The following is a 13594-nucleotide window of genomic DNA, read 5'->3' on the forward strand; positions in this document are numbered from 1 at the left end:
GCCCGTTTGTTACAAGTTTCACGCCTTACCTATGCGAAAACTGGCGAAACGCAACGATTGACGGGCATTTCATCAACACAGCATCACTTGCGCGAGAGGTTGGGTTATTTTGTCGCGGCATAGGCGTACCTTGTCTCCACCAAATCAATCCCTCGGAGACGATCCCATGACCAACCGCCGCTCATTCCTTATCGGGTCCGCCACCCTGATGGCGTCCACTGCACTACCAACTTTTGCGCTAGCTGGTGGACATGGCCGCATCGGTGAATTCACCGGCAAAAGCAATCATGTCACGAAGGGTCGCGCCGAAGTCGTGACCAAGAATGGCAAAAGCCAGGTAATCCTTCTGGACGACTTCTGGTTCGATGGTGCCCCAGATCCCAAGGTTGCGCTGGGCCGTGATGGCTATGACAGCGACACACTTATGGGGTTGCTGAAAGCCAATTCAGGCAAGCAGACATTTGATGTTCCAGACGGGATCGACGCCGCCACGTATAACGAAGTGTGGATCTGGTGCGAGAAATTCAACGTTCCGCTGGGCGTTGCCAAATTGAACTGATCCTGCTGTCTATCAAGAGGAAGGCCGCTGCAACCGCAGCGGCCTTTTTCGTTCATGATAGAATTTTGGTATTCAGTTCATCCGTCATCATCGCATCGAACCAATGCGGATATCTCTTGGCTGGAGGCGCGATGCCGGACAGTTCCGCCAATTCGTGATCAGTCAATTCTAGCTCCGGCGCGGCCAAGGCCGCATCCAGATGACTCATCTTCGAGGCGCCGAAAATCACGCTATGGCTGCGGTCTTGAGCAAGCAACCATGCCAAGGCCGCGGTTGCCGGATGTACGTTGTGTGTCTTTGCAATGTCGGCCAGAGTTCCAATCATCTTGCGAGCGGTTGCTGTGTTGATGCCAAGGAAATCGCCGCCTTCACTCAACCGTCCGTCGCCTTCCTCCAGTTTCTCCGGATCGTACTTGCCCGACAGCAAACCGCCAGCCAGAGGTGACCAGGCCATAAGCCCACCGCCCATCTCGGCCATCATGGGCAAGACATCCAGTTCGATATCCCGTGCCACCAGATTGTACAGATACTGTCCGGCGATGAAGGGCGTCATCCTGTGGTCACGCTGGTACTGCACGGCGCGGGCCATGTGCCAGGCGGGCCAGTTCGATACACCAACATAGCGCACCTTGCCTGCTTCAATGGCGATTTGAAGTGCGGCCAGAGTTTCTTCCATCGGCGTCGTGAAATCGGTTTTGTGCAGCACTAAAAGATCGATGTGGTCCATCCCCATACGGTCCAGGCTGCCGTCGATCTGCTTGAGGACATGACTTCGATTCAGACCTGCATCCCCCACCTGATCTGTCTGACGAAAGCCAAGCTTTGTACAAATCACTGCCTCGTTTCGGCGCTTTCCCAACGCTTTCCCAAGAATATCTTCCGATTCACCGCTCGAATAACCGTCGGCGGTATCAAAGAAGTTCACGCCGGCATCCAGAGCGTGGCCGACCATCTTGGTCGCGGCGTCCTGACCGACCTTTGCAACACCGGGAATCCACTCCGATCCATGGTTGAAGGTCATAGTACCAAAACACATGCGGCTCACGATCAAGCCGCTGTTGCCCAGACGTGTATATGTCATCTCGGTCATTTGCTGATCTTCTCCACTGTCAGGTTGCCGTTGGTATAAACGCAAATGTCAGCCGCGATTTGCATCGCGTCGCGCGCGACGGCTTCGGCATTACGGTCGCTGTCCATCATGCCCCGTGCCGCGGCAAGGGCGTAGTTTCCACCAGATCCGATCGCCGCTACATCGTGCTCAGGCTCCAAGACGTCACCTGCGCCAGTGATAACGAACATGTCGGCGCCATCCGATACGATCAGCATCGCCTCAAGCTTTTGAAGATACTTGTCAGTGCGCCAGTCCTTGGCCAACTCGACGCTCGCACGCGCCAATTGACCCGGCGTTGCTTCCAGCTTGCTTTCCAGTCGCTCCAGCAAGGTGAATGCATCCGCCGTGGATCCGGCGAAACCCGCCACCACATCATATCCACCAGGGCTAAGTCGACGCACCTTACGCGCCGTCCCCTTGATGACAGTCTGTCCAAGAGACACCTGGCCATCCCCGGCAATGACGACTTCGCCACCCTTCTTAACACCGATGATCGTGGTCCCGTGCCATCCGGGAAAGTCTGAGCTGGCCATTTGGCTCTCCTTCAACAGTTGGGGGGATATATGGCGGTCAGCTCACGGACGGGCAAGGGCCGGTTGCTCGCTCGATCCGCTGCGCCTAGGGTCTGATCATGTCGCACCCCAAACGTGTTCGCTTTTACCTCAATGATGGCACGCGTCGCCGGGCTCGGAATGGAGAACACAACTTCATCGCCAAGATTGTGCATGTGTTGGAACGAACCGGATACGAGATATCCTATCATGCGAACACAATGGCCGAGCGCTTGAAGGCGGGCACGCGACGTGGCTACGCGCTTTGCGAGATGACGCCGCCGCCAAACAAGCGTGCGATGACGTTTCGCCGTGTCTATCACTATCCGTTTTGGCAAATTCAGGCGTCTGACAAGCGCTGGGAGTGGGATGTTGCCCGGGCGAGTTTCGATCCTTTGGCTTGCCCCGCAAACGAGGTGCAACGCTTCTTTTCTTATTGGCAGAAGCGGATTTGCGGGCCTCTGCTTGACCATGTCCGCGATGATGATTTTATCTACGTACCGCTGCAGGGCCGCCTGACGGATCACCGTTCCTTTCAATCCTGCAGTCCGATCGACATGCTCGTCCGGACGCGCGCGGCTTGCCCCGGAACAAGAATTATCGCGACTTTGCATCCAAAAGAAACCTACAACCCGGATGAGCTGGCAGCGCTGGAAAGGATGCAAGCGAGCGACCCCAATCTCACTATTCAAACTGGAGGGCGAGATACCCTTCTGCCACGATGTTCGTACATTGTGACGATGACGTCGAGTGTGGCGTTTGACGGGATGTTTTTTGGGAAGCCTGCAATCACGTTCGGTCAAACCGACTTTCACCACGTGGCACTAAATGGGCAAGACCTAGATGCATTTGACCGCATCCAATTGCATCAGCCCGACTACGCCGCGTATCTTTGGTGGGTCTGGCAGCACATGGCAATCAACGCTGGCCATGACAGTGCCGAGGCCAAGATTGCTGCGAAGCTGTCCGCTGCCGGTTGGCCGATGGAGTAAGGGCACCCGCTTTGCGGATGCCCCTGGAATTCTCAGATGCTTTCTTCGATCCAGCTTTGCAATGCAGCCTTGGGCGCTGCACCAGCCCGGTTCGAAACGATTTCACCGTTCTTGAAGATGAAAAGTGCCGGAATACCTCGGACACCCATCTGCGCAGGTGAGTTCGGGTTTTCATCCACGTTCACCTTGGCGATCTTGATCTTGCCTGCCATTTCGGCCGACAGCTCCTCGAGGGCTGGGCCAATCTGCTTGCACGGGCCACACCATTCGGCCCAAAAGTCCACCACAACGGGGATATCGGAATTTTTGACTTCGGCGTCGAAAGTTGCGTCTGTGACTGCCACGGTTGCCATGTGAGTTCTCCTGCCAGGCTCAAGCGTAGGCTGGCAACCTAGGTACCCCCCACAGCATCGTCAAGATATGGCGTGCCCGACAACGCCGACGTCACGATATCGTGCGGAATGGACATCAGTGCGCCTGTGTGAGTCCACAGAATGCTTAGCCGAATGGTGCGATCAGGATAAATTTGAGCCATTGCATGGGCATAGGCACCCATCTGTCGCAACACACCTTCTGGAGTCTGCTCTGGTTTTTCCGGGATGACGCGGTTTGTCTTGAAATCAATCACGTGCACAGTATCCGATGTCACGTGCAGCCGGTCGATCATTCCGTGCATTCGGCGTTTTCCAAGCGGTGCGGTTACGGGCACTTCGGCCAGCACGTCATCAGCAAAAAGCCATGACAGCGTTGGATCAGATCGAATGCGATCTGCTTGCGCCTCAGCCTCAGTTTTCAGGTCATCGGGCAGGTTGGCGTCACGCAATGCCCGCGCACCTATTTCGGGTGCTTCCAATAACGCATGTACAGCAGTTCCGAAGGTCTTGGCGGTTTCTTCATCAAGCCCGTCGCCGGGAAGCGCCTTGGGACCGCCCAAATCCGATGGCGACAGCGTTTCTGGCAGTGGTGCTGGGCTTGGCGCAGCTTTCTTATAAATGGTCGGTAGGGAGATACCCGGTTCAGCTTTTGCCATCCCGATGCTTGTTGTTGAAAACGCCCAATCGCCATGTTGCAGACGCAGGCCTGAACCTACCGGCGTGTCCAGCGCCGTTGCATCGTCTGCCTCCATGCCGACCTGAACGCGTTGATGCCAATCGTCACCATTTCTATCAAGCTCGCCCGCTGCTCCAATAATTAACCATTTTTCAGCCCGTGTTAGAGCAACATAAAGCAACCGTAGGGACTCTTGTCGCTGCGCTGCCTTCATCTCGTCCAGTCGGGTTGCCATCTGCTCCGGCAGTTGGGCCGATGGCATCTTCCAAACCGGTGTATCACTAATGTCGGTGATATTGTTGCGGACCTGAAAGTCGCGTTTGCCGCATTCAGGCAGGATCACGATGGGCGCTTCCAGCCCCTTTGACCCATGCACAGTCATTACCCGGATCTGGTTTGATGCGCTGTCGATCTGGCGTTTGACCTCAAGATCGTCTGTTTCCATCCAGGTCAGGAAACCAGTCAGGCTGGGCACTTCGCTGCGTTCGTACGATAACGCCTGGGACAAAAGCGCGTTTATCCCATCCTCGGCTTCGGTCCCCAGCCGTGCCAACATCCGCTGACGTCCACGATGTCGGGTCAGCATGCGTTCGATCAGATCATAGGGGCGCAGAAAGTCGATATTGTCCCGCAAGTCCCGCAGAACCGAGACTGTTTGAGGGTAGTCCTCAGTTTTTGTGCGCAAGCTGCGCCACAATTCGTCTTCGGTTCGGTGATGCGCAAGGGTGTACAAATCCTGTTCAGACCACCCGAACAGAGGTGACCGTAGTGCAGTCGCTAGCGACAAGCTGTCCTCGGGTGTGGCGAGGAACGACAGAAGTGCGCCAAGGTCACGCACAGCGGTTTCCGCCCCTACCTTGAGGCGATCCGCCCCAGCGATGGGGAGCTCCAACTCTTTGCAGGCGCGAATGATGTCGGGAAAGATGCCGCCGCGCCGCTGGACAAGGATCAGGAAATCCCGCGGTTGCACCGGCCTTGGTCCGCTTGAATCCGGGATCAACGTGCCTTCATCCAGCATTTGCTTGATCTGTCCAGCGACCGCCATCGCCAGTGTTCGAAATTGGTGTTCGGGACTGCGCCGGTCCACGGGATCATACCATTCACGTTCCGGTGTCTTTTCCGGTTTTGGCACCAGCGGCCACAAATCGACACGTCCAGGCAGATCAGCGTTGAACGCAATATGCTGACCATCGCCGAAACCGGCGCCCTTTTCGGTTTCAAAGACCTTGTCGACCAAATTCAGGACCGCAGGCGATGACCGGAACGAAAAATCGAGGCTTCGGCCCCACAGCTTCTGGTCCGATTCAGCCAGTTTAGAGCCGAATTCTGATTGCATTCGATCGAACTCGCGCGGGTCAGCGCCTTGGAAGGAATAGATCGACTGCTTCTTGTCGCCCACAACAAAGATTGTGCGGGTCACATCGGCCCGCGCACCCTCGCCGCTCGAAAACTCTTCGGCCAGTCGCCGGATCACGTCCCATTGCGTCGGACTAGTATCCTGCGCCTCGTCCACGAGGATATGATCGATACCCCCGTCGAGCCGATATAGAACCCATGCCGCCACCCTGTCATCACTCAGCAGTTGCTGCGCTTTCTGGATCAGATCATCGAAGTCTAGCCACCCACGCCGCTGTTTTGCTTCGGCGTAGCGCTGGGCAAATCGCCGGGCGAACTGGTGCAGGGCGACGGTATGTTCAGCCGCATCAAGGGCCAGGCGGGCCTCGCGGGCCGCTTCGACCCGTTCTATCAAGGCCTCAAGCTGCGGCAGCAGATGTGCGGCCTGCTGTTGTGTCGACTTCGCGGGAAAGCGTTTCTTGCGGGTTCCGGCTTGGGTCAGAAACGCGGCCTCGGCAATCGAAAGGCTTTCGGTGTCGAGCGCAACAATTTCCCTCAGCGTTTCACCAACGGCTTGGTCAGTCACACCTTGCGTTGCCAGAATCGGCAACAGGTCTTGCAACATCTCCCAATCACCGGGGGCAAAGGTGGCGTCGACAATGCTGTCGCGTGTCAGGTCATTGGACTGTCCAAGCAAGGTGAGCGCATCGCCAGTAGTGAGATCATCAAACTTCGCCGCCTTGCCTGCGATTTCCTTGGTGAGCGAAAGAAAATCTTCACCCTTGTACTGTGCGGCTAGCCGGACAAGTACGCCGGCATCTTCACCTTCCGCCATCTGGTCTACAAGCTCTGCCCGCAAGAGGTCGGCGGCGCGATCTTCAATCTCTGTGAATTGCGGGCTCACCCCGGCTTCGAGCGGAAAGCGCCTTAATAGAGACGCACAGAACGAGTGAATCGTCTGAATCTTCAGACCACCGGGTGTTTCGATTGCCATCGCGAATAGGGTACGCGCGCGGCTCAACTCTTGTGCATTGGGGGCGTGTGCCAATCCCAACTCCGCCAGCTCCGACCGCAACGCGTTGTCGTCCAGCATGGCCCACGCACCCAAACGCTGAAACAGCCGGTTCTGCATCTCGGATGCGGCCGCCTTGGTGTACGTCAAACACAGGATGTTTTGTGGCTTCACGTCTTCCAGCAACAAGCGCGCGACCCTGTCCGTCAAAACGCGCGTCTTGCCCGACCCCGCGTTGGCCGATAGCCAGGTGGACTGCATGGGCTGTGCCGCCTCCTGCTGACGGCGGGTGGCTTCGTTTGCCAATCCGGTCATGTCAGCACCTCTGACGTCGGTTCTTGCGTCACGTCCCATTCGCCAAAGCGCGCAAGTTGGTCGTAATCCCGCGCCTCGCGATCCTCGTAAAGCGCGCGACGCGAGGTATAGCCCTTGTCCCCCTCAAGATACGCACTCAGCAACCCGACGAGTTCTGCAAGGATCTGGCCCGGTGTCTCAACGTCCAATGGCGCATCCTCGGTCTTGGGATTGCTGCCCATCCCGATGAATTGTGCAGCACGGACAGAACGTGGACCTAGGGTGACAAACCCACCTTCCTCGACCATGGCCGCTTCGATCAACAATTGCTTGTCAAAATGCTTTTGCTGATCTTTGGTTGGGGGCGCACCGGTTTTGTAGTCATACAAAATGACTGATCCAGCATCATCCACATCTATCCGATCCGCACGCCCCTCCAACTCGGTTTTGATCGCTTGCAGGGTAAGTTTTCCAACCGCCTCATTCTCAAACAACGTGGGCGTTGCGATGGACTGCCGCACCATTTCTGTCTCAACAAGCCACTCGGCTGCCCGCCCAAACCGCGCGAGCCACAGCGCACGGGCTGCGGGCCAAGGTACGTCCCGGTTCAGGACGTCGCGGGCGTGCACCATGAGCGTGTCGACGGTCAAAGCGGTGTTGTCATTCAGCGTCTCGCGCACGAAACGCTCCATCACGTCATGCGACAGGATTCCGCGCAACAGCGCATCCGGTGTTTGCACCAGGGGTCGCAATGCCCGCAGGCGCAGCACGTGCTTGGCGTAGATGGCATAGGGATCGCGGATCAGCTTCTGGACTTCAGTCACGGTAAACCGACGAGGACGCGCGGACACGGGTGGACAAGGTGAGGGGCGGTGCGCCTTTGGAACCTCTCTAGCTCGATCCAGTTCCCGGGACAGCGCCAACCAATGTGCGCCACGAGTCCTCATGGCGTCCCAGTGATCCGGTTCTCCCTGTACCGCCAATCCTTGCAGCAGGTTGCGCAGCCTGTTTATCCAACGTGACGGCACTGTTTCCGCATCATCCGACCGGATGGAGCGGGTCAGCCAGACCTCCGGTGCGGCGATTGCCTGCTGGAAGTCGTGTGCCGATAGGCCAATGCGCCGTTCAGGTAGCAGCAAACCGGCATCAAAGCGCATCTTTCGGTTCAGCCATGGATCGGGCGCTGGCGGTTCGGGCCACGTTCCGTCATTCAACCCGGCAAGGATCACAAGGTCAGCCCCCTGAACGCGTGCCTCAAGCGTGCCCCAGATCATGATGTTCGGGTGTGGCATATCGCGGTCGCGTACATCCTCACCCTGGCGGAGGGCGGTTGCGACCAGACCAGCGTAGTCGCGAGCAGACATCTCACCGCCGTAACCCGCATGTTCGGCTAAGCCGTCCATCACGTTTCGTGCTGCCTGGCCGGCTTTCTTTTGCCATAGCTCGCCCGCATTCGCGCCGTTTGGTCCCTGCGCCAGCGTTTCGGCAAGGGTGCGATGCAGTGAAACCCAAGTCTCCAGCGTCAGAGTTCTGGCGATCTCACGACCACACAGAATGTCGCTTATCCAAGCTGCCCATGGTTCGATCTCTTCCACGTGCTTGGTGGCTTTCAAGGCACAACGCATCAAGCCTTCTGGGGTAGGGTACGGCAAGCCATCCTTGCGAATTCGCAATTCAAGCCGTTGCGTGTTCAGCTGGTGCAGGTTCCGATCCGCGCTGGAATGCGACAGTGGATGCTTGAGTAAGGTCAGCAGTGCCTCGGCGTCTAGCGGGGACTGAAACAGGGCCGCGACATGGCGCAGGAACCGTCCCGGCGGCGACAGGTGCAGGGGTGTGCCGGCGCTGTCGTCGGGCAAGACATCCCAGCGATCCAGCGCCGCTGTGACTTGCCGCGTCAACATGCGATCTGGCGTTATTAGAGCCGCTTTTTCCCCTGCCTCGGCGGCTTGCCGCAGGCGCATAGCGATGGCAATCGCCTCGGCGCGGGGGGTATCGGCCTCGACAAGTGTGATGGCGTCCGTGGCCGGGCCAAGATCGGTCAGTTTCGGCCCTTCCTCTCGCCATGCATCTGTAACGGGCGCTGGGCGCAGCGCCAGCGAAACAAGCGCGTTGCGTGATGCAGAGACTGGGGCCAACAGTGTCCATGGTTCAACATCCGACGGATGCAGGCCGAGCGCGCGACATAGTTTCAGGAAGCGGAATTGCGGGTGATCTTCCGCCGTCTGATCTTGGGCCAGAGCACCCCAAACGTGACCGGGCATGTGATCATCGAAACCGGGCAGCAACACTGCGCCCTGCGGCAGTGCGGCCACAGCCCGCATGAGCAACAACGTCGTGCCACGTGACCCTGTCGAACCGACAACAAGCAATGGATCTGCAGGCGGTGTATGCGCCCAGTGATCAGCCAGCCGTAGAACAGTTTCGCGCTGTCGGGCCTCGGGGTCCGGTGCGCTACTGCTGGCATTGATGTAGTCCTGCGCGATGGCGATGAACTGCTGCGCGCGCGCCCAGTGCCCAGACTGATCCGATACATCCAATTGCGCAATATCGGCAGCACTTACGCCTTCGCCCTGCATCTCGTCCATAAGGGTGACCAGACTGTCGGCCAGATCAAACGGCCCCGCGTCAGGTGCAAGATCTGGCTGGCGTTCGATCAGGTTCTGGATCAGCGTGGCCAGTTCAAGCCTTCGCCGCAAGGGCGAAGCGGCGGCCGGCAAGGGTGAACCCGGCATCAGATCATCCAACTGCGTGATCATACGGATGCGCGGCATCAAACGTGCGGGTCCCTCATCGAACAACGTGCGCAAACGTCTGGCCATACGTGTGGTGTTGACCAGCAACGTGAGCTTTGCCCACGCTTCAGGTGGTGCACTGCTCAAGCGGTCTTCAAGCCCGCGTACCACAGCAAGGGGGAAGTCGATGCCGGGCGCGCATCCGAACAGACGCGCCTTGTCCGATGGATCAAACATGGTGGTCCCGCAACATATTTTCGGCGATCGTGATTCCGTCAGGATGGCCGACATCGGACCAATGACCGGGATAGGACAAACCGAAAAGGCGCCCCTGTTCGGCCATCATATTCCACGGGACGTTCAGAGAGAACGCATGTTCTTCCACCTTGTTCAGAAGGTCCGTCTTCATGATCTGTGCGCCGCCATAGACCATGTCGCCACCGCGATGCAGGCGACCGTCTTGGTCGATGCCAAAATCTCCCATGCCGTTCCGGCCATGTACCCGTGCGAGCGGGACACATATCAGCAGTGCATCCATCTGTTCCGGGTTCCAGGCGTCCAGCAACAAGCGCAACGGGTTTGGTCCGGCCCAGATCGCATCTGGATTCAGGGTCAGAACCGGGTCACCTTCCAGCAGCGGCAAGGCGTTGCGTAGCCCGCCGCCTGTCTCAAGAATATCGGGTTCTTCCCGTAACGTGATGACAGGGCGATTGGCCAGATACGCTTCAAGCACATGAGGCAAATAGTGCAGGTTGATGACCACACGTGGCGGTTTGACCGCCTCTGCAGTCTCAAGCGCATGATCAATGAGAGGTTTGCCCGCTACAGGGATCATCGGTTTGGGTTGCGATTGGGTCAGGTGTTTCATGCGCGTCCCGAACCCGGCTGCAAAGATCATTACGGCTGGGGAATCGTTTGGCATTGGTTTTTGAGACTTTGTAGGATGGTGGGTGTTGGTGCAGGCAATGCCGTACGGACGATGGGTGCGATATCGGTCGCAACTGGGTGTGAGAGGCCGGTTTCGATGTGGCCCCAGACCCGCGGAATCAGATCAATGTAATGGGGTTTGCCTCTTGCAAGACATAGTCGTGCAAAAACACCAAGAATACGCAGGTTGCGTTGTAAGCCCAGCAGGGCATAGGTGTCGCGGAATGCTGGTGGTTCAACGTTTGCCGCCGCTATGTATCGGTCAATCATTTTGGTCTGTACATCCAGCGACACGTCGCGACGCGCGTCCTGCAGCACGGACACGAGATCATAAGCGGGATGGCCCAGCATCGCGTCCTGATAATCCAGAAGGCCAACACGTTTCAGCCCTGCGCGCTCGGGCAACCAGATCAGGTTTTCAGCGTGGTAGTCCCGCTGGACGAGCACCGGTTTTTCAGAATCCAGAGGTTCGAGAGCCGCATACATAGCCGCATCGAATGTAGCGCGTGCGCCTACATCAACTGATCCGACGGCGCCCCGCTGATACCAATTAAAGCTCAAACAGGCGACATCGGTCATAAAACGCGCGTTATAGCGTGTCAAATCCGGCGGCGCTGCCATGTGCAAATGCAGCAATACGTCAATCGCCGCTTCGTAAAGCGGTCCTTCGCGGCTTTTGTCCGCCGTGATCAGTCGGGCAAACAAGTCATCGCCCAAATCTTCGATAAGCAGGAAACCTTGCGTGGTGTCTTCACCGTAGACTTGCGGCGCTGAAAGACCCACGCTGCGCAAGTAGTTTGTGATGTTTACGAACGGACGCACATCTTCGCCCTTGTGTGGCGGTGCGTCCATCAGGATGCGCGTTTCACCATTCAATGTGAGCCGGTCATACCGTCGGTTTGATGCATCTCCGGCGACCAGTTCAGACTCGGCCCTGCTCCAACCCAAACCGTCGAGAAAACCCGTTCTCAGATGTGCACGGTCAAGCATTGGCAGTGACCTGTTCCAAACGATCCGACCAACGTGGATCGGTCCACTGCAAGGTCGCTGTGCGACCTTTGCCATCGTGCTGGATCGTGATGGTCAACGCTTTGGTTGGCGTCAAAGGACCCAATCGATCAGGCCATTCAACCAGGCAAATCGCATCTTCAAAAGCGTCCATCAGGCCCAGCTCGTCTATCTCGGTATCTGCTAACACCCGGTATAGGTCCGTGTGCCAAAGTGCTCCGTTCCGAGTGTCATAGACCTGCACCAACGTGAAGGTGGGCGATGGCACATCTTCGGGTTCCAGAAGTACGGATTGGATAACGGCGCGTGCAAAATGGGTCTTGCCCGCCCCGACATCACCCTCCAGCAAGACGACATCACCAGCGCGAAGAACAGGGCCAAGTGCCGCCCCGGCGCGCGTGGTTTCTTCTTCGGATGGCCAATGAAAGGTGAGGGTGGCGGGCGTCATCCCGTCAACCTACTGGCATCCTTGTGCGCTGCAAGTCTGAATGGTCAGGACGGTGCAGGATTCGTTGCCACAGGTTGACCGACCAACTCGGAAAAACGGATCACCGTGGCGCCTGACACGATTGGAGAGATTTGCGCGCGGATCGCACCGGTATTCTTGTGCTGCACTTCGGCCTCCCAAGGCGCGCGTTCGCCAACCTTCATAACGAAATCGCGCATGTCGCCCCACGCAGGGTCAGGTTTGCATTGGCCCTGCCAGGCTTGCAGGCAATCCACTATGGTGACGTCGGCAAAGCTGTTGTCCGGGTCCAGCTTCCACATCTCGCGATAGGCGGCGTTGCAGAACGTCAAAACGCCAGCCGACGAAAACACAACCAGTGCATCCTCAAACGTGTCCATCAGTGATTGTCCCAGCTCAAGCTCCGCCCGGAAGTTGCGGGTTAGCGAAATCTCGGCCGTAATATCTTCGATCAAAAAGGCGATGGCGCCATCGGGATGAGGCCGTCCGCTGACGCGGTAGGTGTGGCCGGTATCCAGTGTCCAGGTCTCGTGATAGCTGCCGTGTGAGGCGGCGTTAATCATCTCTGAGATTTCCTGACGCCATGAGCCATAGTTTTTTGGTTCCGGCATCACGCGATTGTCCCGAAGCCTGTCAAAAAACGAAAGCATGTCGGGGCGTCCGCTCAGAAACTCTGCTGGCAGTGATGTCAGATCGACAAGGGCGGGATTGAATAGGGCCAATTGGCAGTTGCGATCAAAGATCGCCAACCCGATGGACAATTGTGCAAATGTTTTGGCCAGTGTCTGGACAAAGTTGCGCTGTGCGACTTCAGCCTGGATCACGGCATTGATGTCCACAGCGTGAAACGCGCTGGCCTTGCCAGCCTGCGTCGCTGTTACGCTGTACCACTCAGTCGTTCCATTGCCGTCCATCTGTACTGGCGCCCGTACCGAAGACTTGCCGGTCAGGTCGTCTGGATCAAATTGAAAGATTGGGGATGCATCATCTGCGTCGATACCCTTTGCCGCCTTTTCAAGTGTTCCATAGGCTGCGTTTCGCCATGTGATGGATCCCGTTTCATCCGCCAGCCATATCGGATAGGGCGCGGCCGTCGCTGCCAAGCGCAGGTTTTTCAACTCGGACTCCAGGGATTGGATGGCGTGTTTCGCGTTTGGATCCGCGCTGACCTGATCCTCTATCTCTACGCGGGTCATGCCCGCCTCGCGGTGGAGGCGCAGAACCGCACCGTCGTCACTGCGGGCAGCTTGAAGTGTCAATGTTTCAACTGACTGGATATCGTCGGCGTCTGGAAGGCCCGGAAACCTCGAACTCAGCCCCGCTTTCAGCGCCTGCCAATCGGTCACGCCTGGTTCGCGCCGCATTGCGATCTCAGCCTGTGGTGAGGCGTGTTCCAAATCGACGCCATCGAACAAGAAAGATAGACCCGGCATTTCGGGTTCCGTGGATTGAACAGCGCGCACCGGCGCGCGGCCGAGATACAAGATGGCTGCCGTCACGGCGGACAAGGCGGAACCGAACATCACGATAACTTCTAACAGTGCCATCGCGTAACCT

Annotated in this window: 11 protein-coding genes; 2 read left to right on the forward strand and 9 right to left on the reverse strand. The window is 57.7% G+C overall.

The window, feature by feature from the left end:
* Positions 1-166: 166 nt before the first annotated feature.
* Positions 167-559: a DM13 domain-containing protein gene (locus AC53L6_RS04170; RefSeq protein ID WP_299203369.1), complete on the forward strand. Its 393-nt coding sequence runs from the start codon at positions 167-169 to the stop codon at positions 557-559.
* A 52-nt stretch (positions 560-611) separates the two neighbouring features.
* On the opposite strand, the gene AC53L6_RS04175 is transcribed toward AC53L6_RS04170, so the two are convergent.
* Together AC53L6_RS04175 and hslV are read right to left on the reverse strand one after the other, a co-directional pair.
* Positions 612-1649: an aldo/keto reductase gene (locus tag AC53L6_RS04175; RefSeq protein ID WP_496906895.1), complete on the reverse strand. Its 1038-nt coding sequence runs from the start codon at positions 1647-1649 to the stop codon at positions 612-614.
* The gene (hslV, locus tag AC53L6_RS04180) at positions 1646-2203 is read right to left on the reverse strand and encodes an ATP-dependent protease subunit HslV (RefSeq protein ID WP_496906896.1); all 558 of its coding nucleotides are present in this window, start codon (positions 2201-2203) and stop codon (positions 1646-1648) included. The genes AC53L6_RS04175 and hslV overlap by 4 nt, the downstream gene beginning before the upstream one ends.
* 98 nt (positions 2204-2301) lie before the next feature.
* On the opposite strand from hslV, the gene AC53L6_RS04185 reads away from it, so the two are divergent.
* The gene (locus AC53L6_RS04185) at positions 2302-3213 is read left to right on the forward strand and encodes a capsular polysaccharide export protein, LipB/KpsS family (RefSeq protein ID WP_496906897.1); all 912 of its coding nucleotides are present in this window, start codon (positions 2302-2304) and stop codon (positions 3211-3213) included.
* A 32-nt stretch (positions 3214-3245) separates the two neighbouring features.
* On the opposite strand, the gene trxA is transcribed toward AC53L6_RS04185, so the two are convergent.
* Genes trxA through AC53L6_RS04220 form a run of 7 tightly spaced genes read right to left on the reverse strand, consistent with a single transcriptional unit; the run spans position 3246 to position 13584 of the window.
* A complete protein-coding gene (gene trxA / locus AC53L6_RS04190; RefSeq protein WP_496906898.1) occupies positions 3246-3566 on the reverse strand; it encodes a thioredoxin in 321 nt (106 codons plus the stop codon).
* A gap of 38 nt (positions 3567-3604) precedes the next feature.
* A complete protein-coding gene (gene addA, locus AC53L6_RS04195; protein WP_496906899.1) occupies positions 3605-6925 on the reverse strand; it encodes a double-strand break repair helicase AddA in 3321 nt (1106 codons plus the stop codon).
* On the reverse strand, positions 6922-9873 hold the full coding sequence (gene addB, locus AC53L6_RS04200; RefSeq protein WP_496906900.1) for a double-strand break repair protein AddB: 2952 nt from the start codon (positions 9871-9873) through the stop codon (positions 6922-6924). Before addB ends, addA begins: the two co-directional genes overlap by 4 nt.
* A complete protein-coding gene (locus tag AC53L6_RS04205; protein ID WP_496906901.1) occupies positions 9866-10534 on the reverse strand; it encodes a nucleotidyltransferase family protein in 669 nt (222 codons plus the stop codon). The genes addB and AC53L6_RS04205 overlap by 8 nt, the downstream gene beginning before the upstream one ends.
* The gene (locus AC53L6_RS04210) at positions 10534-11553 is read right to left on the reverse strand and encodes an aminoglycoside phosphotransferase family protein (protein WP_496906902.1); all 1020 of its coding nucleotides are present in this window, start codon (positions 11551-11553) and stop codon (positions 10534-10536) included. Before AC53L6_RS04210 ends, AC53L6_RS04205 begins: the two co-directional genes overlap by 1 nt.
* Positions 11546-12019 (reverse strand): tRNA (adenosine(37)-N6)-threonylcarbamoyltransferase complex ATPase subunit type 1 TsaE, encoded by a 474-nt coding sequence (tsaE, locus tag AC53L6_RS04215; RefSeq protein ID WP_299700553.1) that lies wholly within the window; start codon positions 12017-12019, stop codon positions 11546-11548. Before tsaE ends, AC53L6_RS04210 begins: the two co-directional genes overlap by 8 nt.
* Before the next feature lie 44 nt (positions 12020-12063).
* Positions 12064-13584 (reverse strand): PAS-domain containing protein, encoded by a 1521-nt coding sequence (locus AC53L6_RS04220; RefSeq protein WP_496906903.1) that lies wholly within the window; start codon positions 13582-13584, stop codon positions 12064-12066.
* Between the last annotated feature and the right edge of the window lie 10 nt (positions 13585-13594).

The organism is Tateyamaria sp. LSS28 (assembly GCF_059611725.1).

Bases quoted from the DNA above. Each gene is read 5' to 3' on its own strand.
- AC53L6_RS04185 (WP_496906897.1), top strand. From the start codon at position 2,302: ATGTCGCACCCCAAACGTGTTCGCTTTTACCTCAATGATGGCACGCGT.
- AC53L6_RS04210 (WP_496906902.1), bottom strand. From the start codon at position 11,553: ATGCTTGACCGTGCACATCTGAGAACGGGTTTTCTCGACGGTTTGGGT.
- AC53L6_RS04175 (WP_496906895.1), bottom strand. From the start codon at position 1,649: ATGACCGAGATGACATATACACGTCTGGGCAACAGCGGCTTGATCGTG.
- addA (WP_496906899.1), bottom strand. From the start codon at position 6,925: ATGACCGGATTGGCAAACGAAGCCACCCGCCGTCAGCAGGAGGCGGCA.
- hslV (WP_496906896.1), bottom strand. From the start codon at position 2,203: ATGGCCAGCTCAGACTTTCCCGGATGGCACGGGACCACGATCATCGGT.
- trxA (WP_496906898.1), bottom strand. From the start codon at position 3,566: ATGGCAACCGTGGCAGTCACAGACGCAACTTTCGACGCCGAAGTCAAA.
- AC53L6_RS04170 (WP_299203369.1), top strand. From the start codon at position 167: ATGACCAACCGCCGCTCATTCCTTATCGGGTCCGCCACCCTGATGGCG.
- AC53L6_RS04220 (WP_496906903.1), bottom strand. From the start codon at position 13,584: ATGGCACTGTTAGAAGTTATCGTGATGTTCGGTTCCGCCTTGTCCGCC.
- tsaE (WP_299700553.1), bottom strand. From the start codon at position 12,019: ATGACGCCCGCCACCCTCACCTTTCATTGGCCATCCGAAGAAGAAACC.
- addB (WP_496906900.1), bottom strand. From the start codon at position 9,873: ATGTTTGATCCATCGGACAAGGCGCGTCTGTTCGGATGCGCGCCCGGC.
- AC53L6_RS04205 (WP_496906901.1), bottom strand. From the start codon at position 10,534: ATGATCTTTGCAGCCGGGTTCGGGACGCGCATGAAACACCTGACCCAA.